Below are 25630 nucleotides of genomic sequence, written 5' to 3'. Positions count from 1 at the left end.
CGGCATTCCCAATTCAGGGGTCGCTGCGCTTAGGAAAGTGGACGGGTAGCTCGGTGGGAGGGCGGATGAGTAGGTCGGTGCGTGGCAGGTAGAAGGTTCTCAAGCGACGAAGGTAAACTCAATCTGGCGTGACGCACTTATGTGGTGTTTGACGGCTTTATGAGGTGCGTGGCAGATGGGTCAACGAAAATGTAAGCAGCGGCGTGCGTGACACCCGCTTCAGCGAACGGAGGGAACTATGACCGAAGTGGACGGGGGGCTGCGGTTGCAGACCTCGGCGGAGCTGGTGCATACCTACAGTGCGATTGCCGACGCGATCACGGCGACGGTCCTTAATGCACAGGCCGGGTTGGACCGGCTGAGCGCTCAACCGCCAGATATGGAAGAAATCCGGCGATCGCTCAATAGCATCGCTGACGACGGTAAGCGAGCAGGCGAAGTCATCGTTCGAGTTCGAGCGCTCATAGAGAACGGTGCCGACGGTGGATGGAGCCCCTGATCCTTGAGCTGATAGCTCTGCGGCGAGCGAAGTGAGGTCGCTTTCGCCCGAATGTGACGGCGCTGCTCAATTCGGATACGCTGCACGTCGAAGGCTATTTCGAGGCCAACAAACTGCTGCGCATTCATCTCGGCGATCCCGTCATGTGCGGCTGATGCACCCGCGGATGTCCGTAATAGATGGGCGGTGAAGCACCGTAGAACAGCGTCTCGTTCAACAATTCATCGTGCAGCCGACCGTTGAAACTCTCGATGAAGGCGTTCTGCATGGCTTGCCGGGCGCGGTGTAGCGCCATGCAACATGGCTCTGATCGGCCCAGGTCCTCGAACATTTGGGTTCGAGCAAAGGCTCCCCGTTGACCAGCATTTCTCTCAAAAGGATTCTCGTTGAGGGGCCGTTCCAGCAATTTGCGCTGAGCGCAAGTTCGATGCGAGCTGGCAGCAGGATCTTTTGTACGAAACGCTCCAAATCTGAACCCGAGATGGCACACTTAGATAGGAAACGGAATGTTTGTTAGTTGCGTACTGTGTCTGTCGGAGCAAAGAGCGCCATAATTTGCCATCGTGTCTGCGCCGAGGAGGGCGTCCAATTGCCCCCTCAACCAGCTAGTTACGCAGCTCTCGGAAGTTGACGGCCAAGAATAAGAACGGCCGTGAGTCTCTGAGCGACACGCCAAATTACAGGCTGGCGGAAAGCCACGCATAGTAGCGCGCTGTTTCTCGGCAGCGTGGCTCCCCGCTTTCGGGGCGGCAGAGGCGCGGCCCCGTTCTTATCTCCATTGGGGGCGGGGCGCTCAATTTCTAGTCGAACACTTGAGAGTTTGAGGGCCAGCAATGCATGATCGTGGTTGTAGCCGCGATATTCTTATTTCATGCGGCTCTTGGCTTCGTTTGTGGCTTCAGTACGAGATGGATTGCGTCGCCTCCTCGTTAAGCGCCGTATGCGATCCGTGTCTGTGTTCATGCCGTTGTGTATTTCACGCGTATGTGGCTGCCTGTCTTAACTGCGGCTTTGACGATCGCCTCTGCTGATCGCCTATCAGGAGCTTTTTTCCCTTTTCGCGAGAAGCCAAGCGCAACGGCAACGAACAGATGACGATCAAATTCCGCTGCCCGGCGGAGCTCGAAGGCAAGATTCCACCGGTGCCGGCGACGCTCGGCCTTCCGGGCTGGCTCAAGGCGATGCCGACGCGGACCTTCAATGCGATCAACATGCGCGAGGAGGATACGGTCAAGCGCTCCCCGCCGTTCGTCGACGCCATGACCTGCGGCCTCCTGCTGCCGCTGATTTGCGATCTCAGGGTCGAGAACGGCGCGATCACCTGGGACAACGACATTCCGCCCGGCGGCGTGCTGCCGCGGTCGCCTTCGGCTTCCCTGACGAAAGCCAGGTGATGGGCTCGCCGCTGTTCGAGCCCGACCGGTTCGTGATCAAGTTTCACAATCTGTTGAGCATCGAAGCGCCGGAAGGCTACGCGCTGTTCTTCACGCATCCCGTCAATCGCCTCAACTTGCCGTTCACGACGCTGAGCGGGCTGGTCGATGCGACCGCTTTCGCGACATCGACCAGCATCCCGACATGCTGACCATTTTTCAGGGCCTCCGCGAGTCTTAGCGGGGCGTCACGACCAGCCGGAATCAGCGTGCCCATTTTTACGGCGCGCATATCCTGGATGATGCGGTCGGCCGACGCGAGTTTGGGCCGGCGATACAGGATCGCCGCGTCGAGCCCGTGCGCGACGGCAGCCAGCGCGGGGAAGCTCCCAGTTGGCGAGATGGCTTGGAAAGATCAGCGCCGGCTTGCCGTCGAGCCGCAGCTGCGTGAACAATTCGTATGAGGGCTTGTCGATTTCGATCCGGCTGTCCTCGGGCCGCGCGGGATCGTAGTCCCAGATGTGATCGAGATGCGCGAATTCCGCGCCGACGCGACCGAGATTGTCCCAGACACCTGCGAGAACGGCCTCGATTCCCGCGGGCGACTTCTTCGGAAACAGGGCCTTCAAATTTGCGCGACATGCTCCCGCATCATAGGCCTGATCGACCGAGCGATCCGGCCGAAGAGGTCGGCGGTTATGATCGGATCGAAATAGCGGGCAGTACGCAGGATACCGGATTGTCAACGCCCCCAACCGCGGCTTGTCGTAGGGGCTTGGTCACATCCTGGAGTCGGGCCGTGGCCCGAAGGGGCAGACGTTGCATCGGAAAGCTAACGGCAATCTTGCCTAACACCTGTTGGTCTTCAACGTGCTTCTGTCGCGCCTCGTTGCACGACCTATGCGATACGCTCGAAGACGCCAAACGAGCCGCGCGGAGTCGAGCCGCTCAAATCACTGATCCGCTCACGACCACCTCGATCAGCTTTGGCCCGGTGCGGCTGAACGCCGATTTCATCGCGCTCTTTAACTCCTTCGGATCGGTTACCTTGATTGCTTCCAACCCAAGCGATTTGGCGATACCTGCGAAATCCACCGGCGGATCGGCGAAATCCATCCCGACGTAATGATCATCGCCATGGAAGGCGAGCAAACGCTGCTTAATGATCAAGTAGCCGCCGTTGTTTACAATGACGAACGTCAGCGGCAATTTGTGGTTGGCCGCGGTCCACAGCGACTGGACAGAAAACATCGCGCTACCATCGCCGGAATAACACACCACGGGACGATGCGGGTTCGCCAGGCTAACGCCGACGGCGGCCGGCAATCCCCAGCCTATGCCTCCGGAGGCGAGCCCGTGAAAACCGTAGCGATCGCGATGTGGCCGTAGTGCAAGTATGTGCCGGGCCGACGTAAGACCCTCGTCAACCAGAATGGCATTTTCGGGCATTGCCTCGACCAGCTGCAACGAGAGCCAGTCCGGGTCAATTGGCGAACGATCGCTCGCCTTCGTTATCTGCTCAACCAGCACGGATCGACGCGCCATCCAATTCTTCGATCTCAGCTCAGTTATCCCCTGCTTCGCGCGGGTCTGGAGTGCGTCGCCGCCGGCTACCATCAGCGCCGGCACTAGTTCGCGCAGCGTCTCCCTGACGTCAGCTTTCAACGCGATATCGACGCCATAGTTCTTGGCGAGGTCCCAATCGACCAAGCCGATTTGTACGATCGGCAGTCCATCCGGCAGAGGATCAATTTCGCTGTTAATCGACATCCGCAAGGGATCGGCGCCGAGCACTATCATGAGATCGTAAGGCGACAGCGTTTCCCGCGCCGGCTTCTGCAAGCGCGCTAGAGCCCCCATGAAACAGGGGCTCTCTGAGAGGAAACTAGCCCCGTATGGCGTTGAGGACTGATAGGCCGGGCAGCCCAGCGTTTCCGCAAGGGCGGCCGCCTCGTTCAGCGCATCGCTCTTAACGATCTCATCGCCGGTGATGACGACAGGGCGCTCGCTTTTCAAGATGCGCGTCACCAGTGCCAGTAACGATTCCTCTGAGGGTTTGACGCGCGTGTCGACGCGGGTGGAGCAGCCAAGTTCGATGTCCGCTTCGGAGTTGAGGATATCGCCGGGCAACGAGATGAACACGGGCCCGGTCGGTGGCGTGGTCGCGATCTTGGCGGCGCGGTGCACGATGCGCGGCAGGTCTACCAGACGCGTTACCTCGACAGCCCACTTCACCAGTGGCTCCGCCATCCGCACCAGCGGGCCATAGAGTATCGGCTCCGTAAGGCCGTGGCCTTGCTCCTGCTGGCCCGCAGTCAAAATCAGCGGCGTCCCTGTAAAGCTTGCATTGTAGAGCGAGCCCATTGCGTTCCCGAGACCGGGCGCGACATGAACATTGCAGGCAGCCAGTTTTCCTGAGGCGCGGCTGAAGCCATCGGCCATGGCGACGACCAGGCTTTCCTGCATTGCCATCACATAGGTGAGATCTGGATGGTCCTTAAGCGCGTGCATGATTGGCAATTCGGTAGTGCCCGGATTGCCAAAGAGATGCGTGACGCCCTCATCCTTCAGTAGTGCCAGGAAAGCCGAGCGCCCGGTGATGCGATTCTTCATTTTTCCCGCCCCTAATTAATTATCTGATCTTCCTTGTTCACCTTCGTTCCTAGAAGGCAGGCGGGTGTCAGCGACGTTGAGCTCATCGGCGCTCACATTCATGACAGCACTCATTCGTTCATAGCCTCAAGCAAGAGGCGTGTGCGATGAATTCTGTTCAGCAACTCGCTGCAAACTTTGCAGTAGTCCCAAGGCGTCATCGATTGTACTTCTTGAGCAAGTCTTGGGCGATAGGCGACTTTGCCTGTGCGGCCAGCGGGACACGTCGCACGAGGGAGAGCAACAATGCTGCCGGCATACTGGCCCAAGGAGAACCGATTCCGCACGATGCTGCGTGAGGGCCCTCCGCCAATGATTATGTGGATATCGCTTGATTCCGTGAACCTGGTCGAGATGCTTGGTGCTTATGGTGTCGATGCTGTCATAATTGATTGTGAGCATACGACGACTGGTCTTGATGAGGCCCAGAGTAAGGTCATCGCGGCGGAGCGTGCCGGGATGACGGCGTTTGTGCGGCCGTCGCATGTTGATGTTGCGGAAACGGGTCGATTGCTGACGATTGGTGCACAGGGTGTCGTGTATTCGATGATCTCGAATGCCGCCGATGCTGAGGCGGCGAATCGAGCTGTCTATTACCCCCCGCGGGGCGTGAGGGGGTTTGCCGGCCCCCATGGTCGTTATGCGCGCTGGACCAGCAATTTGGCGGCGAATGAGGATCCTGATCACAAGCTGCTCAGTAGTGCCTACATCAAGGCCGCGAACGAGAGTATAGCGACGATCTACTGTATCGAGAATGACGAGGGCCTTGAGAACCTGGAGAAGGTGTTGGAGATCGGCCGGCCGGACGGAGTCATGTTCGGTTATGGAGATTATCTGGTTTCGGTTGACTTTAATCAGGCGAAGATGGCTGCCGCGAAGCGGCGTATGTATGAGATTTGCCGCTCAAATAGCGTGGGTATCGCCTTAAACGCCGTGCCGGCGGATGATCAGGAGTATTATCCTGGGTGCTTTTTTACGGGCGGTGTTGAGGCTACTTGCATTAGCGACGCCTTCTACACCCGGGTGAAGGCTGTTCGGGCTCGAATCGCCGAGCTGGGGCTTTCAAAGTGAAAGGTATCCATGAGCGTCGGACTTGCCATTTCTGGGCGTGGTAGCGGGTCCTTGTCTGCAGTCGTTCCGGCTTCGATGGTTCGATAGAGATCATTCGTGCATCGTGTGATGCCTGGAATAGCATTGTCTCGGCAGTGCCGCGGATTTCACTCATACCGATCACCTTGCCGGCCCGATGCGGACGAAAACGCGGCACGAAAGTCGCGCATGTGAAGTAGCGCGTAAGCGCTGCTTCGAAGTTGCGCCACGCCCGGGCAATGAAGGAAAGGCGAAACGTGAATTTTGATGACACCCCGCAGGAAGCCGCTTTCCGCGCTGCAGCGAAAGCATGGATCGCCGCGAACGCGCCGAAGGAACATGAAAAGGAACTGCTCGCATCCTCGGTTCCATATGGGCTCTTGCAATTGGAAGACGCCGATGTGTTAGAGGTCGCCAAATCTTGGCAGAAGAAAAAAGCGGATGCTGGTTGGGCCTGCCTTGACTGGCCCAAGGAATATGGCGGGCGCGGCGCGTCGCCGATCGAGCGGATCATCTGGCAGCAGGAAGAGGGTCCTTTCGGCAAGCTCAGCGCGGTGTTCGCCATAGGCGACGCGGACCGACTATGATGGCGTTTGCGGCCGAAGAGCAGAAGCGCAGATATCTGTCGCCCCTAGCCTCGGGTGAAGAAGTCTGGTGTCAGCTCTTTTCCGAGCCGAGCGGCGGCTCCGATGTCGCTGGTCTTCGCACTCGCGCCGAAAAGAAAGGCGGTGACTGGGTCATCAACGGCCAGAAGATTTGGACTTCAGGCGCACATTATTCTGACTACGGTATTTTGCTCACGCGTACCGATCCAAATGTGCCGAAGCACAAAGGTCTCACCATGTTCTTCTTGGACATCAAGAGCCCGGGCGTGGAGGTACGGCCGATCAAGCAGGCAAACGGGGATTCGGAATTCAACGAGGTTTATTTCACCGACGTCCAAATCCCCGACGACCAGCGTTTGGGCAATATCGATGATGGATGGAATGTGGCGCTGACCACGCTGATGAACGAACGGATGTCGATTGGCGCGACAGTGGCGACCGGAGTCCCTGAAATCTTCGAGTTCTGCTCCAATTTGACGATTGACGATCGCCAGGCAATCGAAGATCGCGCAGTGCGCTCGAAGCTTGCTGATTGGGCCGTCAAGGCGAGCGGTTTAAGGTACAACAGCTTCCGCGCCATCTCTGCCTTGTCGCGCGGCGAGCGTCCGGGCCCGGAAAACTCGATCGGCAAGTTGGTTGCGGGCTCGATGATGCAAGACATCGCCGCCTATGCGCTGGATTTGCAGGGCGCGGCCGGCATCCTGAGCGGGCCAGAAGCCGAACTCGCGGGGAAATTCCAGGATATGCTGTTGCGCGCACCCGGCATGCGTGTTGAAGGCGGCACGGACGAGATCATGCGCAACATCATCGCTGAGCGCGTGCTTGGTTTGCCCGACGACATCAGGGTCGACAAGGATCTACCGTTCAACCAGGTGCCAAAGAGCGGGCGAAAATGATGGTGTCGGGCTTGGTAGGATGCCGGATAGAGAAGAAAGGATGATTGCGTGATGGTGATGTCGGCGGAAGCGATCGATACTCTAGCGAAGGAGCTGGTGGACGCGCGGGAGGCGCGGTCTTTGGTTACGCCGCCGTCGTCGAGGTTCAGTGGGTTCGGGTTGGCTGATGCGTATGCGGTTGGTGCGGCGATCACGGCGCAATGGGTCGAGAGTGGCCGCCGGCACGTTGTGGGCCAGAAGATTGGGCTAACGTTTCGGGAGACTTGGGAGCGGATCGGTATTGACCGGCCTGTGTGGGCGCCGGTGTATGACCAAGGGCTTCGCGAGGAAGTTGGTGAGTTCTCGCTCGCAGCTATGACGGCTCCGAAGGTCGAGATTGAGGTAGTTCTCGGGTTCGAACGCCCGGTTCCACTTGAAGCCGGGCGGGAGGAGATCGCTGCAGCGGTTGGCTGGGCTGCGTTGGGGTACGAGATTGTGGATTGTCACTATCCTGGTTGGAAGTTGACCCCACCGGACATGGTGGCCGATTTTGGTTGTCACGCTGGTCTTTTCATCGGTAGGCGTCGTCACGTGACGGCTGAGCAAGTTTTCGCGCTATCGGATTTGACGGTGACGCTGCGGTGTGACGGTGAGGAGGTCGCCAAAGGTGATGGTTGGAACGTCTTGGGTGGTCCCGTGCACTCTGTGCACGCTATGCTAGCTTGTCCCGAGGCGGCGTCGGTGCGTGCCGGGGACGTGATTTCCACCGGTGCGTTGTCTAGGGGGGCGTACGCGTCGGCTTCCGGTCGCTGCTGGACAGCGCAGGTAAACGCCGGTCCTTCACTCGAGCCAATAAAGCTGCTGCTCACATGAACCTCATATCGAGCCGGTCACAAGCCCGGCGTCAACGCAGCCGAGGTCCTGCACATCCATCCCGGTCGGATTCGCGGTTTTTGTCGAAAGGTTCCGCCTTGGATCGCCACGCGGAAAACAAACGGATGCCGCGCGATGGGTATTTCGATGGACACTCGTGCCATTTAACCGACCGCAACGAAGTCGGTGGAGCGATGGAGCTTCCGGCTCAGCTACAGACCGGCGACGCTCATTTCGTTCAAGTTCGAAAGCGTGGATGGGCTCAAGCGCGGACTATCGGTTTTCCATCATTTCGAACAGAGAGGAAATGCGTCAAGTTCGATCCTGAGTTTGCCGCCAAATGCATTTCTATCGATGGAATCAGGTCCAATAACTGTCTTGTCGTGAGCGTTTGGGACGGTGGAGCGCGGGCTAAGCTCATGTGGTCCCGTCACCTTACGGAATTCTTTCTGGCGTTTACGTCCTCGGTGAAGCTAGTCTATCGCCGATGTAAGCGAGTTCGGCTGCGCGGCGAAGAGATCGAAGTCGAATATCAGCGGAAGCCACCAAGCTCTGCACTAGACGCGGAAACGGTGCCAGAGCCGGCGCCTAGAGCATGACGATGAGCCAGAAAAGTTTCTCGCCCGATCAACTGTTAGGGATACAAGGGAATCTCAAGCGGCTGAGGCCGCGCCGAACGACAACGGCGGACCGAGCCCAAACAGCCGGCGCTGCGGCCCGAGCGAGCGGCCACTGTCGCTATGTCGCGAAGGCGAGCAGCAATAGAAATTCGTCAGCTCGCCGGCTCGATCGATGGCTTCCGACGCCGGATCCGATAGGACCGCGTCTTCTCAGTAGGGCTGCTAAGTCGAAGAAATAGTGTCGACTTCGTGGGACAGGAAGCTCGCTCACCGCTCTGTGCCGATGTGTCCTCAAAATGGACATCAAGAAATGCCTACAACCACTCAAATTGTTGGAGCAGCACTCCTGGGCCAAGGTGGTCAGGTCACACTCGCAACCGGACTCGGATCAGATGCTCGTATCAGGGCGCTTCTCGCTGACCGCGCTTGGCTAAACGAACTACGCGAGCACCGTCTCACGACGCTCAATCTCGACCGCAAGGCCTACGCGGTCCTGCTCGCGCCGGCGGCGGAAGGCGAGCTGCTCATCATCAGCCACGCGCCCGGCGATCCGCTCCTGCATTTCATTGGTAGCGTGGATTTCGCGTGGGATATCATCCAGTACTTGCTGACCGATCCCCATGACGCGGTGACGATCGTCGATCGCGAAGCCCGTCTCGTCTACATCTCGCCGATCCACGAAGCATTCTTCGGCCTGAAGCTTGGCGAAGGAAACGGCAGGCGCGTCGAACAGGTCATCGAAAATACGCGGCTGCACGAAGTTGTAGCCACCGGTAGGGCCGAGGTCGGCGCGATCCAGCGAATGCGCGGCGCCGAACGAGTCGTCTCGCGGGTACCGATCAAGCGGGACGGCCGTTTATTGGGTGCCATCGGACGCGTCATGTTCAAGGGGCCGGAACAACTGGAAGCATTGAGTCGGCGTATCAAAAAACTCGAAGGCGAACTTGAGTTTTACAAGCGCGAGACAGAAACACTGCGCGCACGCGACTATGGCCTGGAAACCATCATCGGCGAAAGCCCAGCGGTGCAGCGTTTGCGGGCATACATCGCAAAAGTTGCAGCGGTTGAGATTCCGGTTTTGATCCGTGGTGAGAGCGGCACGGGCAAGGAGTTGGTCGCGCATGCGCTGCATCAGCTGAGCCCGCGCCGCGACCGATCGATGATCAACGTCAACGCAGCGGCGCTGCCGCCCAATCTCGTGGAGTCCGAGTTGTTCGGCTACGAGCCTGGCGCCTTTACCGGGGCCGACAAAAAGGGACGCAAAGGCAAGTTTGAACAGGCCGAAGGAGGCACAATCTTTCTCGATGAGATCGGAGATATGCCTTTGGACGTGCAGGCAAAGCTGTTGCGCGTCCTGCAGGACAGGATCGTTGAGCGCATAGGAGGCGATCGTGCTCGGACGGTCGATTTCCGTCTTGTTTCCGCAACGAACAAGGACCTTCAGTCGATGGTAGAGGAAGGAGAGTTTCGTCTCGACCTCTTCTACCGTATCTCGCCCATCGTGATCGAAGTACCCCCGCTTCGCGAACGAGTGGATGATATTCCGCTGCTGGTTGCGAAGTTTCTTCAGGATTTTGCCTACCGGCACGCACGGCCAGTGCCCAGCGTCAGCGCCGAAGCATTAGCCGAGTTATCCGAACGTTCGTGGCCAGGGAACATTCGTCAGTTACAACACGAAATCGAGCGCGCCGTCGTCTTCTCGAATGGCCTCATGATCGGCATCGAGGATCTTTCGCAAGTGCCGAGACGATTTCGATTTCAGGAACTTTCCCGGACTGCCGACGAGTCCCACAGTCCACGCAAACTCAGGCACGTCATTTCCGAGATACAGAACGAACAGATCAGGGAGGAGATCGCGGCATGTGGCGGCAATAAAAAGAGGGCCGCTACCAACCTCGGCATTTCGCGTTCTTTCCTCTACAAGCGCTTGGCCGAAATCGAGGAAAAGAAAGCCTGAACAGGGTTAGGCTCATCCTGTCCATTCCGTCTACGCCAGCTAGTTTCTTAAAAAGGTGGAGTTTGCAGCGATTACAGCGTTGACTGAGAGCGTGGCGACGACGCCATCGATGGCGCGGAGATCGAGGACGAATATAGAAAGTTGTTGGTGAGGAGCGAGGTGATGCCCGCCCCTTGCGACGTGCCCTGTCCGTCTCTTGCCTCCGGCTCCGCCAGCGGCCTGATGAACCGTAAGATGCGAGAATCAGCGAACTTATGCGTCATCATCCGCAACAACCACTAGTTGTCGAACAGGGCGAAATAGCCGCCATAGACTGCCCCTCGCGGTGATATTCCGGATGCGGTGACGATCACGCGCCTGTGTCATGCTTTCGGGGGTCGGAGGGTGGGCGTCATCAATACGATTGGGCGGCGCAAGGACATTTGTTGTCGTGGAAGACACTCTTGGTTGACTCCTGAGTAGGCGCATTTGGTCAACGCACTGATTCCGCCGGATGTTTTTGAATTTACGAAACGATCGGGATGGCTGGCACGTCCCTTGCTCTGCAAGTGGTAGCTGCAACAACAAGGCTGCGCAGAAGCTGTCAGATGAGCACAAGGCCATTTCTTACACTTCATCACCCAGCGGACGCGGCGAGATATTACGAGCGCGGCCTCTGGCGCGGAGACACCTTCTATAGTCTGTTGAGCGAGCATGCGGACAGCCGACCGAATGCGATCGCGTTGCAGGACAGCCGCCGTGCCGTTTCGTGGGGCGAGTTGCGGCAATGGGTGGACGGGGTCGCGAGCAGCCTCCGGGAATTCGGCTTGGTCGGCGGCGACCGGGTTTCAATTTGGATGTCCAATCGGGTCGAGATTGTCGTCATGTTTCTGGCATGCGCGCGCGAGGGGTTGGCTTGCAATCCGTCGCTGCACAAGACCTATACCTGCGCCGAGATTGTCGAGTTGCTAAGGACCCTCTCGACGCGAGCCTTTCTGACCGAGCCGGGGTGGGGAGCAGACAGAGCCAATGTCGATCTCGACTCGATGCTCGTCAGACTGCCCAGCCTAAAGATGGTCTACTCGCCGGATACCTTCCCCGGTCCCTCACGAAACGCCACGCGGCCATGCACGGACCCCGACAAGGTCTCATATCTAGCGTTTACGTCGGGAACGACCGATACGCCCAAGTGCGTGATGCATTCCGACAACACCCTGCTTGCTAACGCGCGGGATCTGGTTGCGGACTGGCAGCACGGACCTGAGACTGTGCTGTTATCGCTTTCGCCGCTTTCCCACCACATCGCCTGGGTCGGTGTCGCGCAATGGCTGCTGAGCGGTGGCCGCTTCGTGACAGATGATGCCCCATGCGGCATGAGCCGACTCGATTGGATTAGCTCAACGGGCGCCACCTACTTACTCGGTGTCCCGACCCATGCGATGGACGTTCTCGCCGAACAGCAGCGTACCGGGCGAAAGGGGCTCGGGAATGTGTCGGTCTTCTATATGGCAGGCGCGCCGATCCCGTCAGCTACGGCAGCGGCTTTCCTCAAACAGGGCATAACGCCACAAAACGTATACGGGATGACCGAGAACTCCTCGCATCAATACACGCATCCCGCCGATCCCGCCGAGATCATCGTATCGACGTGCGGGCGGGGAGGTAAGGCCTACGAGATACGACTGTTCGATCAATCCGATCCCGACAAGGAGGTCCCGCCGGGTAATGTGGGGCAGATCGGTGGCCGCGGAGCGGCTCTCATGCTGGGTTACTTCGGCGAACAGAATGCGACCGAGACGAGTTTCAATAGGGACGGCTGGTTCCTGTCCGGTGACTTGGGCGTTGTCGATAATGCGGGCAATCTCCGCATAGAAGGGCGTCTGAAGGATACGATTATACGTGGCGGCCGAAACATCTATCCCTCGCACATCGAAGCGGCAGCGCTCCGCCACCAGAACGTCGGTCAGGTGGTCGCCTTTCCGGTGCCCGATGATCGACTTGGCGAACGGGTTTGTATCGCAGTGTCCGGGTCTGTGGAGCCGGACGACTTAGTGCAGCACCTTCGCAATAGCGGCATCTCCAAATACGACATGCCCGAATTTTTCGTCCGCGTAGACGAGCTTCCCCTCAGCCCCAGCGGCAAGATCCTCAAGCGAGAGCTTGCGCTGCAGGTGCGCCGTGGTGAACTGCGGCCAAGTCCCGTTCTGGCTAAGTCAACAGCTAAGGCTTAGAGCGTGCCTTCGAGAGTTCTTTCCATATCTGCAACTCGACTCAGCAAAGATCCCAAAGCCGATGGCAAAAATCTGTTTGAACAAGCGCGAGCGTCGGAACGAGCGAGGCGATCATGGTGTCCGGGAAAGATGCTCATGACAGGCGTCGATCGTGTCTCGACCAATTCGAGACTGATGACCCTCTCATGCGAGCCAACACAAACCGAGGGTTCTACGTCGAGATCCGCGAGATGATAATCAAAGTCGTCCGGCGTTGGCTTGTTAAGTGACATTAGCCAGCAAATCGCTACCCAAAACAGCAGGAGAAATGAGATGGTTGAGGCTTACATTGTTGCTGCCGCGCGTACCGCCGGTGGCCGCAAGGGAGGGCGTCTCGCGGGTTGGCATCCAGCTGACCTCGCCGCCACCGTCCTCGATGCGCTGGTCGAACGGTCCAGTGTCGATCCCAAGCAGATTGACGACGTGATCATGGGTTGCGTGATGCAGGCCGGCGAACAATCCGACAATGTCGCGCGGAATGCAGTTCTAGCCTCGAAACTGCCGGAGAGTGTGCCGGGAACCTCGATCGACCGACAGTGCGGCTCGTCCCAGCAGGCGCTTCATTTCGCGGCGCAGGCGGTGATGAGTGGCACGATGGACATAGTGATCGCGGCCGGCGTGGAATCGATGACACGGGTGCCGATGGGCCTCCCCTCGCAGCTTGCGGCCAAAAACGGCTTTGGACACTACAAGAGCCCGGGCATCGAGCAGAACTACCCGAACATTGTATTCAGCCAGTTCACAGGAGCGGAGATGATGGCCGAGAAGTACGGTCTCAGCAAGGTTGATCTCGACGAATTTGCCTACCAAAGTCACCAGCGTGCGATCGCGGCAACCCAGGCCGGTCGCTTCAACGAGGAGATCGTGCCGCTCGAGATCATCCGCGCCGATGGATCGAAGGACACGCACCACATCGACGAGGGCATCCGTTTCGACGTCAGCCTCGATGGCATCAAGGGTGTCAGGCTGATCGCAGAGAATAGCAAGCTCACGACGGCGAGCGCGAGCCAGATCTGCGATGGCGCCTCCGGCGTAATGGTCGTGAACGAGCGTGGACTAAAGTCGCTCGGCGTGAAGCCGCTCGCGCGGGTGCATCACATGACCATCATGGGCGGCGATCCCGTGATCATGCTGGACGCTCCGCTGCACGCCACCAAGCGTGCATTCGAAAAGGCCGGCATGACGATCGACGACATCGATCTGTTCGAAGTCAACGAGGCCTTTGCCTCAGTGCCGACCGCGTGGCTCAAGACCACTGGCGCCGATCCGGCGCGGCTTAACGTCAATGGCGGCGCGATCGCGCTCGGCCATCCGCTCGGCAGCTCCGGCACCAAACTGATGACGACGCTCCTCCATGCGCTAAAGCAGCGCAACATGCGCTATGGGCTGCAGACCATGTGCGAAGGGGGTGGCATGGCGAATGTCACAATTGTCGAGCGGCTGTAGCCGTACCGTCGGCCTGGACAACGAGGCGAAGCCGAACGCGACGCGAAGAGGCGTGGCGCTCGGAGCTATGCGGCGCGACGCGTACCGGATCGTCACTGGCAAACCTTTTGCTGCCCCTGCGTCGTGTCGGAACTCGGTTTGCTGAGGCGGCGCCAAATGCTGGCCGGCGTAGGATGGCCACGGCGATCTGACGGGACCTAAATCCAAGTGAGTCGAATCCAGATCGTAACATTTAGAACAGAGAGGCAGGGATGAACATTCAATTTGTAGGAGTGATCGGTGCCGGATTGATGGGAAGCGGCATCGCGCAGGTCTGCGCGGCTGCCGGACTAGATACGCTCCTATATGACATCAACGACGCCGCAATTCAGCGCGGCATCGCCACCACCTCATCGAATCTCGATCGCTTCGTTCACAAAGGGACGCTTTTGGCAGCACAGAAAGAGGCAATTCTCGCCTCAATCACTGGCACGACTGATATCGACAAGCTCAAGTCGGCTGATTGCATCATCGAAGCAGCCACGGAAAATCTGGAAATCAAGAAGACTATTCTAAGAGAAGTTGACCGAATATCGAAGCCGGACAGCATCATCGCCAGCAACACTTCTTCGGTATCGATCACCAAACTCGCCGCGACATTGTCGGACCCCGGCCGCATGATCGGCCTGCACTTCTTCAATCCAGTTCCGGTGATGTCGTTGGTCGAGATCATACGCGCTATTCAGACGACCGATACGACCTTCGCAGCGGCAGAAGGATTGGCGAAGGTACTCGGCAAAACGCCGATCTCCGTTCGGAATGCGCCAGGTTTTGTGGTCAACCGCATCCTGAGCCCGATGATGAACGAAGCCATCTTTGTTCTTCAAGAGGGCCTAGCCACGCGCGAATAGATCGATCTAGGTATGAAATTGGGAGCAAATCATCCGATCGGTCCATTGGCTCTCACCGATCTGGTCGGCCTCGACACCTTCCTCTCTGTGATGAATGTATTCTATCAAGATCTCGGTGATCCGAAATATCGCCCCGCAACACTGCTGAAAGAGATGGTCGACGCTGGCTATCTCGGCCGCAAGTCGGGGCGAGGCTTTTACGAGTACTGATTTCCGAGTCAGCAGGAAACGCTCCAATGTCGGCCGGAAAAAGTGCTCGCACGAGGTGGCAGGTCGAAGCTTGCCTCCCTTCGGAGAGCGTTTAATCCCGAGGACCTGCCTCCTTGAAATACAGGGACATGCCGGGGGTGTCTTCAAAAACTACACGCTCCTTGCTTCGCTCTTGGAGCAGGCCCCCTCGTTGCTCGATGAGCGAGGGAATCGCCTTTTTTGCGTTTGGCACGAAGTATGCTGATGACCCCTGTGCGGGTCTTGGCACCGTCTATCCCAGCTTGGACAGACCCGCCCAAAACTGCACTCCGTTAACGAGAGTCACATCCTGCTTAGCCTTTCCCATTAATAGTCGTGAACCTAAGATCTACACATCGGATGCCGGGCAATGTCTAAGGATCAATACGCACTATTGCTTTCGCCAATAACCATCGGTTCGCATGTATTGCGCAACCGTGTTGTAATGGGATCTATCCATACACGTCTTGAGAACGAGCCGGATCCGGTTCCCCGATTATCTGCCTTCTACTCCGAACGGGCGCGGGGCGGAGTTGCGCTCGTGATCACCGGCGGCACATCGCCGAACTTCGAAGGACGGGTCGAGGAGGGAGCGCAGGTTCTCGATTCCGAGGAGAAGCTTGGAGAACACGCGCCTATTGTCGAGGCGGTTCACCAAGCCGGCGCAAAAATCATACTGCAAGTATTGCACACCGGAATTTACGCGAAGCATCCACAGATCGTCGGCCCGTGCGCGAAGTCATCGCCGATAAATCATCGTATACCGCGCGAAATGACGACCGACGAGGTCGAGCGCACGATCGACGATTTCGTCAATTGTGCGCTCCTTGCGCGTAAGGCCGGCTACGACGGAATTGAGCTGATGGGATCTGAGGGGTATCTGATAACTCAGTTTACCGCAGCTCGCACCAACACGCGCGCCGACATGTGGGGAGGATGCTTCGAAAACCGCATTCGCTTTCCCGTCGAGATAGTGCGCCGTACGCGAGAGCGCCTGGGGCCAGATTTTCTCATTGTCTATCGTATCTCAGCGATCGACCTTGTCGAGGGTGGCCTTACCGGTGGGGAGGTCGATCTACTTGCGCGGGCGGTCGAAAATGCTGGCATTGATGCGCTCAATACCGGCGTCGGTTGGCACGAATCCGTCGTTCCAACAATCGCGACCAGTGTTCCGCGTGCGGCATTTGCATTTGCCTCTGCACGGCTGAAGAGAGTGGTTTCGGTTCCCGTAATAGCATCAAACCGTATCAATATGCCGGCGGTAGGCGAGGAGATACTTGCGAATGGCCAGGCCGATCTCGTGTCGATGGCGCGCCCCTTGTTGGCCGACCCAGATTTTGTGATCAAGGCCGCCACCGGTCGCACCGACGAGATAAACACCTGTATCGCGTGCAATCAAGCTTGCCTCGACCACATATTCACGGAACGGCTTGCGACGTGCCTGGTCAACCCGAAGGCGTGTCACGAGACCGAGTTTTTGAGACGCCCGCCGCAGGTGAAGCGTCGCATTGCAGTCATCGGCTCGGGCCCCGCCGGAATGGCTTGCTCGGCCGCTGCAGCCGAACGCGGCCATCATGTTGTGTTGTTCGAAGCCAGCGATGACATCGGCGGCCAACTGAATCTCGCCCGGCGCATTCCGGGCAAAGAGCAGGAGTTTTCTGAGCTGATTCGCTATTTCAGAAAACAACTTGAAAAGAGTGGCGTGGATATCCGTCTGGGAACGAGCGTAAAAGCGAATTCATTGATCGAGGGCGGGTACGATTGCGTCGTTATGGCTACCGGAATCAAACCACGTATGCCTGAGATCGAGGGAGCCGAGCACCCGAAGGTAGTCGGCTATGTGGATGTGATCAGTGGCCGAGCAGACGTCGGTGAACGTGTTGCTATTATTGGCACGGGCGGCATTGGCCATGACATCGCAGAACTGCTCACGGCACCGAAGAAGGGGTCGCTAACCGAGGCTGAGTTCTTCGAAACGTGGGGCGTTGATCCGAGCATCTCGACCCCTGGGGGGCTCCGAAAGCCCGTCAAAGAGGAGCCTACGCGCAAGGTCACCATGCTTCAGCGCAGTGACGTCAAGGTAGGAGCTCGTTTAGGAAAATCTACGGGCTGGATTCATCGCGCCAAGCTGAACAAGCGCGGTGTCGCGGTGATGACGGGCTGCACCTACCACATGATTGACGATGAGGGCCTTCATTACAGCATAAATGGAGAGCCGCGCTTGCTGCCGGTTGACACCATTGTTATGTGCGCTGGTCAAGATCCCGAGCAGGGTCTTTTTCAGCCCCTCTTGAGAGCCAGCGTCGCCGTTAGTCTGATTGGCGGCGCACGTTATGCCTCGGAACTCGATGCCAAGCGCGCAATCGATGAAGGCACCCGTCTCGCGTACCGTCTATAGCGGCACGAATAGTGCCGCCGCGAGATCAGTCGCTCAGAGCAGGTCGCCTCATTCATCTCGACCACATCGATCTCATGGATCAAAAATCGCGAGCGCGACATTGCGCTTCATCCTCTGCCTGTTGGGCCACGACCTTATGTCTTGGGCAATACAACCGGCAACGCTGCAGCGGGCTGATTCAACCTTCGAGCGGATGCTGGACGCAAAGCGCGCGCCCGCCGCCGTGTCGGGCCATCGCGCTGGATCATACGCTTGGATCCAAGGGCAGTTCACTGATTGGAAATACGACTCACGCAAGGCGCGGGTCGCTACGAATTAGCGTCCCGGTGCCCATCGGTGTACAGGCACCGCTACGGTGCTGAGGACGTCACACGAACGGTGGAGTGAACCGGATGAACGAATATACGGCGCCGCTGCGCGACATGCAGTTCATACTCTCGCACCTGGTCGGCATTGACGAGATCGGACGTCTGCCAGCATATGAGGATGCGATACGTGAAGTGCTTAATGCCATTCTGGAGGAAGCCGGTAGGTTTTCCGAGGGAGTGTTGGCACCTTTGAATCCCGTGGGAGATGCAGAAGGATGCCGTCGTGAAGACGGCATCGTGCGAACTGCGACCGGCTGGAAAGAAGCCTATTCTCAGTTCTGCGACGCTGGTTGGGTCGGCTTGAGGATGCCTATGCAGTACGGCGGTCAGGGTTTGCCGAAGGCTATGTCCGCGCCGGTGAATGAAATGTGGTTTGCTGCGAATATGGCCTTTTCATTGTTGCCGCCGATGGCTGCCGGTGCGGTCGACACTCTGTTGCGGGCGGCAAGTGACGAGCTCAAGGCACGGTTCATTCCGAAGTTGACCAGCGGCCAATGGACGGCCGCGATGGATCTAACTGAGCCAAGTAGCGGCTCCGATCTTGGCACGATCCGAGCCCGTGCCGAACCGCACGCAGATGGAAGCTATCGCCTATTCGGGCAAAAGGTGTTCATCACCTACGGGGATCACGATCTGGCTGAGAACGTCGTGCATCTGGTCTTGGCGCGATTACCGGGGGCGCCCCCTGGCGCGCGCGGAACGTCGATGTTTGTGGTTCCCAAACACTTGGTTCTACCCGATGGCACTCTCGGCGCCCGCAACGACCTGAATTGTATCTCGTTAGAAGACAAGCTGGGCATCCATGGGAGCCCGACGTGTACGATGAGCTATGGAGATACTGGTGGCGCAGTCGGGTACCTGGTGGGTGAGCCTGGGCGTGGTCTTGAATATATATTTGTCATGGTGAATGAGAGCCGGTTCAGTGTCGCCTTGCAGGCAATAGCTGTCGGCGATCGGGCATATCAGAAGGCCCTAGCCTATGCACGCACCCGTATCCAGGGTCGGAATGCAATAACTGGCGAACCAGGTGTTCCAATTATCAGGCATCCGGACGTCAAGCGAATGTTGCTCGCGATGCGCGCGCGTGTCATGTCCAGCCGAATGCTTGCCTACTGCTCAGCCGGCTGGGTCGATCGGGCAGAAAATCATCCAGATGGTGAGACTGCCGAGCACTATCGCAGGTTGACCGACCTCGTGATGCCAGTCGTCAAAGGCTGGAGCACTGAGCTCGGAATCGAGGTCGCCAGTCTGGGAATACAAGTGCACGGGGGAGCCGGATTCATCGAGGAAACCGGTGCGGCGCAATATCTCCGAGACGTACGCATCACGACGATTTACGAAGGCACCACGGGAATACAAGCGAATGATCTTATCAACCGTAAGGTCCTCCGAGACCGCGCTCTGACGCTCAATATCTTGATAGGAGAAATTGGGATCACGGCGCGGCAGGCACTCGACGACGGACGATTGGCCGAGCTCGGTAAAGGTCTACAGCATTCGATGACTATCCTCGAGAACGCGCGTGACTGGATTATCTCCCGCGCGAAGGCGGCTATTGGCGATGTCCTCGCGGGAAGTGTGTCCTTCCTGCATCTACTCGGAACAGTGTGCGGTGCATGGCAGATGACGCGTGCCGCCTTAGTAGCGGAGAGCCTCAAGACTGAAGAGCCTAGCAACCCAGTTTATTTGGAAGGCATCATCGAACTGGCACTTTATTATTGCGCGCAAGTACTTCCTGAAGCGGACATGCATGCGACGATGATGAAAACGGCCGGAACCGCCGTGCTGACATATGCTGAAGAGGCATTCTAGCCTCACCGGCGCCGCCGCCGGCATGGTGGCATTGTGCCCGCAGTTCATCCGGGCACACACCTGCCGCCGCGCTTATCAATACGGACCAGCGGCTTGCGCTTCGCCCCTTACAGTGAAGAATCGATGGCACCGAGAGCGCCAAGAGTACGCAGTGTATTCGTCCGAGCAAGAGTTTCGCCAAGTGTTTGTTCTGAAGACATGTGTCTTTGCCGAGGTCAGTGCGTAAGATGGCCGACGCGTTCTCTGCCGAGTGGTGCGCACCTCCGAGGGTATTCGTTGGGAACGCATGACCAGTTTGTAACGATCGTCTCCTCGACTTCCTGCTTAAAGTGGGTCTCATCCAAGTTGGCATTCAACTTGCTTACCTCGATCCAAATACATTTTTGGCACGATGATGTCGGAGATCGCGGTGATGTTCGAGGGACGGCGGAAAAGAGCGGTGTGGCGACGCAAATACGGACCGCCACTGCGTTACCCGGCAAAGTCAACTCGTCAAACGCGATCCACTCGGGCGCACTGAAACTTGGAGCACATGCCGCTGAAATGCGGTGAACGCGATCATGAAGCTGAGTAAAGGAGAGCGCTGCATGTGGCAGGATCTCCACCGGCTCCCCCATTCTCCGCGTCCGTCGCTTGCCGGTACGTGCAAGCCTGACTCCATGGAACACGGAAAACAGACTCTATGACGGTAGAACTAAGTCAGCTCGAAGATTGTGCGTTGTTGCGTTTGAATCGTCCCGAAGCGCTAAATGCGCTTTCCTTTTCGATCCTGCTCGACATTTCGAACGCGCTCGACGAGGTTGCGACCTGGAAGGTGCGCTCTCTGATCGTCACGGGCGCCGGCGACAAATCCTTTTGCGCGGGCGCAGACATCAAGGAACTCGGTGGTCGCACCGTGACAGAGCGTAAGCGCGGAGCCGAGTTCGGGCAGGCTGCGTTGGCGAAATTCGAACAGTTACCGTTTCCGTCTGTTGCGGCAATCAATGGTTTTGCGTTCGGTGGAGGTCTGGAGCTCGCGCTGGCGTGCAATTTCCGAGTGGCTGCTCGGTCCGCGAGGCTGGGTCTACCAGAGATTAAACTCGGCCTCGTCCCAGGCTACGGTGGCACTCAACGTCTGCCCCGATTGATTGGCGAAGCGAGAGCGCTGGACATGATCTTGCTTGGACGCACGGTAAATGCGGAGGAGGCCGAGCACATTGGTCTGGTCCATCGAATCGTCGACGGGTCCGCGGTCGCTGGCGCGCTGGCGCTGGTTGAGGAATTCTCGTCGTATAGTCTCATCGCCCTCAGGCTTGCCCGCGATGCGGTGGTTCGCGCGCTCGACGTCCCTATCCACGAAGGCCTTAAAATCGAGGCGGATCTTTCCACGCTTATCTTCAGCACGGCGGATTCTGAGGAAGGAATGACCGCTTTCATCGAGAAGCGGAAGGCGGTGTTCAAAGATGAGTAGGGAACAAGTGATCGTAACGGGCGCTAGCCGCGGCATAGGCGAAGCGATCGCCGCTGAGCTCGACCGACGAGGCTTCGATCTCGTAAGTCTTTCTCGGAGTGGGAAGTCAGCCGTCGGCATCGGAATGGTCTGCGATGTGACGGACGAGGCGTCGATCGCGAAAGCCGTCGCCGAGATCGGAGCAAGAGGCCCTGTCGTTGGACTGGTGAACAACGCTGGCGCGCACGAAGCAAGGCCGAGCAAAGAGTTATCGCTATCGGAATTCGAGGCCACTATGCGACTGAATGCATCTTCTGTGCTGGTCGCAAGTCGCGAGGTTTATCCGTATTTGCATAAGTCGGGCGACGGCCTCATCGTAAACATTGGATCTTTCTTCGATCGGCTAGGAGTCGCCGAGAATCTCTCATACTGCGCTTCGAAAGCAGCGGTAGGGGCGATAACACGTTGTCTTGCTAGCGAATGGGCGAAGGATGGAATTCGTGTGCTGGACGTAGCGCCTGGCTATATCGAAACTGAATTGAATCGGAGTTTTCTGAGGACGGAGAAGATCAGGAGCTGGATCAATCGGCGGGTTCCGGTCGGGCGGGCGGGAAACGTTGCGGAGGTAGCTCGATTGGTGGGAGCTCTCTTTTCGGAGAAGATCGGCTTTCTCACAGGCGAGACCATCTACGTGGATGGTGGACAGGGATCTAATCTCTGATGAAGGTCTTCGAAGGGTCTAACGAAGGGCGGCAATCTGCTGGGCAGAAGACTTCAGCACTATGTTGTCGACCGAATTGCTACGCTGCAGTGACCAGACGAGTCTCGCAGAGATTGGAGCGTCTCCTCGGCCATCGCCGAGGCTCAACCGCATATGGCCTAAATGGGGTGCTTATCGCGGAGGCTGTTGGTGGCGCGCGCTTTCGCTCGAACTTCAACTAGCCGTCGCGCGTCGGCTCGCCGACGTGTACGGGCCCATCGGATTCACTTGATCCGCGTGGCGAGGGAGCTGTGGTTGGGTCGTCGCGAAGAAGAGCGCTCGGTGGCTTTGACATGAAGCAGCAGCCTAGCCTTTCAAAGCTTTCGGCCTTCATCACGATTGTCAAGCACAGCAGCTTCCGGGCTGCAGCTGATGAGCTCTGCATGTCGCCTTCGGCCCTCAGCCACATGATGCGCGGACTGGAAGAGAGGCTGGGACTGCGCCTCTTCAATCGCACGACGCGCAGCGTCGCGCCGACCGATGCCGGAGACCGCCTGTTTCGCAATTTGGCACCGCTTCTCCACGATCTGGATCGGGCCCTGACCGACGTCGGCGAATTGCGAGATCGGCCTACAGGACGATTGCGAATCAACGCTTCGGAAGAAGTCGGCTATCTTCTCATGGGGAAAATCGTGCCCGTATTTTTAGAACGTTATCCCGAGATGCATCTCGAGCTGGTTACCGGGAGCGCGCTGATCGATATCGTCGCGGAAGGCTTCGACGCAGGCGTCCGGCCGGGCGATGCGGTGCCACAAGATATGGTGGCCGTTCCATTTGCCGGGAAAGGACGCTTTCTGGCTGTCGCTTCTCCCGCCTATCTCGAACGGAATGGTGCGCCACGAAGGCCTGAAGACCTTGCCTTTCATCGCTGTATCCGCTTCAGGCTGCCAAACGGCAAAATGTGCCGGTGGGAATTTGCCCGTCCCACTGAGGAGTTCAAACTACACGTCGAAGGCGCGGTTACGCTGGACCATATGGGGCTGATGGTCGATGCCGCGATAAGGGGGCTGGGTATTGCCTATGTCTCGGCCGAGACAGCAAAACCAGCCGTCGCGGCGGGCGAGTTGGTTGGCGTTCTGGAGGATTGGATGCCGACTTTCGCGGGCCACCACTTGTACTATCCAAGCCACAGATTGGTACCGGCCGGCTTACGCGCCTTCATCGACGTTCTGCGCGAGATAGATCGAGAGGACGACTCAATCAATCAGCACGCCGGCCGCTTCCACTACGGCGGTCGAATCGAGCGCGCCAGCGATAGCGAGCACTTGCCTCTCGTGTTTGAGGAGCAATCATGACCCATCCCTCTATCCATGCCCGCACGATGCCGAACAAGATCGCGTATCAAATGGCCTCCACTGGCGAGGCGATCACCTATCGGCAACTCGACGAGTTGTCCAACCAGGGCGCACAGCTCTTCCGTTTGCTGGGCTTGAAGGCCGAGGACCACATTGCAATCCTGATGGAGAATCGTCTTGAATTCATGGAGATCTGCTGGGCGGCGCAGCGCAGCGGGCTCTATTACACTGCGATCAGCCGATACCTTAAGAAAGAAGAGATTGCCTATGTTGTAAAAGATTGCGGCGCAAAGGTTGTGGTCACGTCGGCGAAATGCGCAGACCAGATCAGAGATCTGATCGAAGAGACATCGGGAGGGCCGATCTTCTACATGGTCGATGAGCCACTCCCAGGATTCCGCTCCTACGACAAGGAGGCGGCGGCGCAGCCGATGATGCCGATTGCCGATGAGATCGCCGGTTACGACATGCTGTATTCGTCGGGCACGACTGGTCGTCCCAAGGGCGTCAAGAAGGCTTTTGAAGGCGCCTCGATCGATGTACCGAATCCGGTTGCGAGAGTGCTCTGCGCCGACATGTGCGGCATGAATGCGGATACCCGCAGGAGACCGAAGACGTTCTCATCACCCATCCGGACGTCGCCGACGTTGCCGTGTTCGGAGTGCCGAATGAGGAGATGGGCGAGGAAGTTAAGGCGGTAGTGCAGCCGCACGATTTGACGCGCGCAGGCCAAACGCTCGAAGCTGAGCTGATCGCCTACTGCAAGTCGCGCTTATCGACGATTAAGTGCCCGCGCTCGGTCGACTTTGAAGCCGATCTACCGCGCACGCCGACCGGTAAGCTGGTGAAGCGCCATCTCCGGGACCGATACTGGCCAAAGACCACGATGAAGATCTAGTCTTTGTCGTGGAAGCGGTAATACGTTGGCGACGTTTGTCGTTCTGCGGCGCAATCGACACCTTATGAGTTGGCATTTGGCGAGGACGGCGGCAGTCTACCTCTGACACCAAAGAGTTGTCGCACTCGACCGGCAACGCTTGTTCCATGCGACAAGTCATTCGGAGTCGATTTTCGGTCATTGCAAAGCCCGGCGCGCTGGGATCCCAAGAATGTCAGTGCCTGCGAAAATCTTAATTCTCTCGTGCCCCCGCTGCGCAATCGCGGCGCAGGAGTTCCTGGTGAGACCCTGATCAACCAAGCCGATTTGGATTGTCGAAACCCTATTAGAAACAAACCGACGGCGGCTGTAAGCCCAAGCCCGTAGCAGATCTATACCAAGCACAATGATCAGATCGCAAGGCGACGGCGCGCCTCGAACCCGTTTGTGCTAGCGCGGTTCCTGGTGCCCGCACGGTCGCCATCCCATACGCATGTGCTTCTCCTGAATGATGGGTGTCTCTGCAGATTTGGTTGGCAGCTCGTGGCCCTCCCGAATCTCTTTCGTGTTGCCTCTCGCAATGTCGGTTGTCGACGTCCCGTTCGAAAGCTAGCACCCATCATGCCCGTAAGATCGACAAGCAACATCTTCGCTCTGCTAAATTCTGTAGCTCAAGGTACGCTACGTACTTTTTGAGCGCCAAAGAGTGCTGCACGCTCTGAGTATTGAGTGAGCGTTTCGTCCGATACGTACAGACTTCGCTCTCCTCTTCCAGGCGCGATCTGTCAACATGACGATGGATGGGGCGCAGGCGGCCGATCTTCCGGTCAAGGCCAAGGCGGTCGAATACGTAAAGGTCTGCTCTCCGTATGGTGCCGGATTCTATTATATCTAGGGTACAGACACGTGCATCAAGCTTGGTGGATACCTGCGCTTTGACCTCGTGCTCGCGGCGACTACTTAGGGGCGAACGGCGCGCCTGGTGGTGCGCACACCCGTCTAAGCAACTACTACACCTCTCGTGCTCGCTCAGACCTCACCATCGATACGCGCACGGCAACCGAGTACGGCCTGCTCCGTACCTACTTCGATATGCTGGTCTCGTGGACAACCGGCGGCTACACCGGGACCGGCAGCGGTACAGGGACGACGCTGTACTCTATGAGCGGGCGATCAATGGCAGAAAGCCTCGGCGGTGGTCTCAAGTGAATGCCGCACGCGTAGGGGGCAGCGAGCGGTTGAGAGTTCATTCGCGGACGCCACAGACCTGGAGTGAGGTTGATCGCGTGGCGCATCGGAGGACTTCGTGAAGCGCGGCGGGCAAGCGCTGTCGCC

14 protein-coding genes and 6 pseudogenes are annotated in these 25630 nt (G+C 58.1%); 17 read left to right on the top strand and 3 right to left on the bottom strand.

Annotation, left to right across the window (positions count from 1 at the left end):
• Nucleotides 1-238: 238 nt before the first annotated feature.
• Nucleotides 239-499, top strand: a complete 261-nt coding sequence (locus V1289_RS15820; RefSeq protein ID WP_334397772.1) for a hypothetical protein — start codon at nt 239-241, stop codon at nt 497-499.
• A gap of 199 nt (nt 500-698) precedes the next feature.
• Here V1289_RS15820 and V1289_RS15810 read toward each other — a convergent pair.
• Nucleotides 699-799 (bottom strand): annotated as a pseudogene (locus V1289_RS15810) (integrase core domain-containing protein); the annotation flags it as partial.
• Between the two features lie 791 nt (nt 800-1590).
• On the opposite strand from V1289_RS15810, the gene V1289_RS15805 reads away from it, so the two are divergent.
• Both V1289_RS15805 and V1289_RS49735 read left to right on the top strand, forming a co-directional pair.
• A complete protein-coding gene (locus V1289_RS15805) occupies nt 1591-1893 on the top strand; it encodes a hypothetical protein (protein ID WP_442896012.1) in 303 nt (100 codons plus the stop codon).
• On the top strand, nt 1890-2084 hold the full coding sequence (locus tag V1289_RS49735; RefSeq protein WP_442896239.1) for a hypothetical protein: 195 nt from the start codon (nt 1890-1892) through the stop codon (nt 2082-2084). The genes V1289_RS15805 and V1289_RS49735 overlap by 4 nt, the downstream gene beginning before the upstream one ends.
• On the opposite strand, the pseudogene V1289_RS15800 reads toward V1289_RS49735, so the two are convergent.
• Both V1289_RS15800 and V1289_RS15795 read right to left on the bottom strand, forming a co-directional pair.
• Nucleotides 2060-2697 (bottom strand): annotated as a pseudogene (locus V1289_RS15800) (LpxL/LpxP family acyltransferase); the annotation flags it as partial. The gene V1289_RS49735 and the pseudogene V1289_RS15800 overlap by 25 nt on opposite strands.
• A 123-nt stretch (nt 2698-2820) precedes the next feature.
• Complete coding sequence (locus V1289_RS15795; RefSeq protein WP_334397771.1) at nt 2821-4485, bottom strand: thiamine pyrophosphate-binding protein; 1665 nt, start codon at nt 4483-4485, stop codon at nt 2821-2823.
• A gap of 285 nt (nt 4486-4770) precedes the next feature.
• Between V1289_RS15795 and V1289_RS15790 the strand changes: the two genes are divergently transcribed.
• From V1289_RS15790 to V1289_RS15725, 14 genes and pseudogenes are all read left to right on the top strand, one after another.
• Complete coding sequence (locus V1289_RS15790; protein ID WP_334397770.1) at nt 4771-5595, top strand: aldolase/citrate lyase family protein; 825 nt, start codon at nt 4771-4773, stop codon at nt 5593-5595.
• Between the two features lie 275 nt (nt 5596-5870).
• Nucleotides 5871-7114, top strand: a pseudogene (locus tag V1289_RS15785) (acyl-CoA dehydrogenase).
• A gap of 51 nt (nt 7115-7165) precedes the next feature.
• Nucleotides 7166-7966 (top strand): 2-keto-4-pentenoate hydratase, encoded by an 801-nt coding sequence (locus V1289_RS15780; protein ID WP_334407486.1) that lies wholly within the window; start codon nt 7166-7168, stop codon nt 7964-7966.
• 930 nt (nt 7967-8896) lie between these two features.
• Entirely contained in the window at nt 8897-10543 is a 1647-nt protein-coding gene (locus V1289_RS15775; RefSeq protein WP_334397769.1) for a sigma-54 interaction domain-containing protein, read from the top strand.
• A 587-nt stretch (nt 10544-11130) separates the two neighbouring features.
• A complete protein-coding gene (locus V1289_RS15770; protein ID WP_334397768.1) occupies nt 11131-12753 on the top strand; it encodes a class I adenylate-forming enzyme family protein in 1623 nt (540 codons plus the stop codon).
• A gap of 312 nt (nt 12754-13065) precedes the next feature.
• Complete coding sequence (locus tag V1289_RS15765) at nt 13066-14238, top strand: acetyl-CoA C-acetyltransferase (protein WP_334397767.1); 1173 nt, start codon at nt 13066-13068, stop codon at nt 14236-14238.
• Nucleotides 14239-14489: 251 nt separating this feature from the next.
• Nucleotides 14490-15338: pseudogene (locus tag V1289_RS15760) on the top strand (3-hydroxybutyryl-CoA dehydrogenase).
• A gap of 388 nt (nt 15339-15726) precedes the next feature.
• Complete coding sequence (locus V1289_RS15755; RefSeq protein WP_334397766.1) at nt 15727-17754, top strand: NADPH-dependent 2,4-dienoyl-CoA reductase; 2028 nt, start codon at nt 15727-15729, stop codon at nt 17752-17754.
• Nucleotides 17755-18146: 392 nt separating this feature from the next.
• The gene (locus V1289_RS15750) at nt 18147-19934 is read left to right on the top strand and encodes an acyl-CoA dehydrogenase (protein ID WP_334397765.1); all 1788 of its coding nucleotides are present in this window, start codon (nt 18147-18149) and stop codon (nt 19932-19934) included.
• 682 nt (nt 19935-20616) lie between these two features.
• Nucleotides 20617-21384 (top strand): enoyl-CoA hydratase/isomerase family protein, encoded by a 768-nt coding sequence (locus V1289_RS15745; RefSeq protein WP_334397764.1) that lies wholly within the window; start codon nt 20617-20619, stop codon nt 21382-21384.
• 7 nt (nt 21385-21391) lie between these two features.
• Nucleotides 21392-22084 (top strand): SDR family NAD(P)-dependent oxidoreductase, encoded by a 693-nt coding sequence (locus V1289_RS15740; protein WP_334397763.1) that lies wholly within the window; start codon nt 21392-21394, stop codon nt 22082-22084.
• A 332-nt stretch (nt 22085-22416) separates the two neighbouring features.
• Nucleotides 22417-23418, top strand: coding sequence for a LysR family transcriptional regulator (locus V1289_RS15735; protein WP_334397762.1), 1002 nt, complete (start codon nt 22417-22419; stop codon nt 23416-23418).
• Nucleotides 23415-24316: pseudogene (locus V1289_RS15730) on the top strand (AMP-binding protein). Before V1289_RS15735 ends, V1289_RS15730 begins: the two are co-directional and overlap by 4 nt.
• Nucleotides 24317-25085: 769 nt before the next feature.
• A pseudogene (locus V1289_RS15725) lies at nt 25086-25456 on the top strand (porin); the annotation flags it as partial.
• Nucleotides 25457-25630: the final 174 nt, after the last annotated feature.

The organism is Bradyrhizobium sp. AZCC 2289, assembly GCF_036924615.1.
Taxonomy (GTDB): Bacteria; Pseudomonadota; Alphaproteobacteria; order Rhizobiales; family Xanthobacteraceae; genus Bradyrhizobium.
This window is presented reverse-complemented; position numbering and strand designations above follow the sequence as displayed.

Coding starts and splice junctions, on each gene's coding strand:
- V1289_RS15805 (WP_442896012.1), top strand. CDS start 1,591: ATGACGATCAAATTCCGCTGCCCGGCGGAGCTCGAAGGCAAGATTCCA.
- V1289_RS15755 (WP_334397766.1), top strand. CDS start 15,727: ATGTCTAAGGATCAATACGCACTATTGCTTTCGCCAATAACCATCGGT.
- V1289_RS15795 (WP_334397771.1), bottom strand. CDS start 4,485: ATGAAGAATCGCATCACCGGGCGCTCGGCTTTCCTGGCACTACTGAAG.
- V1289_RS15780 (WP_334407486.1), top strand. CDS start 7,166: ATGGTGATGTCGGCGGAAGCGATCGATACTCTAGCGAAGGAGCTGGTG.
- V1289_RS15765 (WP_334397767.1), top strand. CDS start 13,066: ATGGTTGAGGCTTACATTGTTGCTGCCGCGCGTACCGCCGGTGGCCGC.
- V1289_RS15745 (WP_334397764.1), top strand. CDS start 20,617: ATGACGGTAGAACTAAGTCAGCTCGAAGATTGTGCGTTGTTGCGTTTG.
- V1289_RS15770 (WP_334397768.1), top strand. CDS start 11,131: ATGAGCACAAGGCCATTTCTTACACTTCATCACCCAGCGGACGCGGCG.
- V1289_RS15775 (WP_334397769.1), top strand. CDS start 8,897: ATGCCTACAACCACTCAAATTGTTGGAGCAGCACTCCTGGGCCAAGGT.
- V1289_RS15750 (WP_334397765.1), top strand. CDS start 18,147: ATGAACGAATATACGGCGCCGCTGCGCGACATGCAGTTCATACTCTCG.
- V1289_RS15735 (WP_334397762.1), top strand. CDS start 22,417: ATGAAGCAGCAGCCTAGCCTTTCAAAGCTTTCGGCCTTCATCACGATT.
- V1289_RS15790 (WP_334397770.1), top strand. CDS start 4,771: ATGCTGCCGGCATACTGGCCCAAGGAGAACCGATTCCGCACGATGCTG.
- V1289_RS15820 (WP_334397772.1), top strand. CDS start 239: ATGACCGAAGTGGACGGGGGGCTGCGGTTGCAGACCTCGGCGGAGCTG.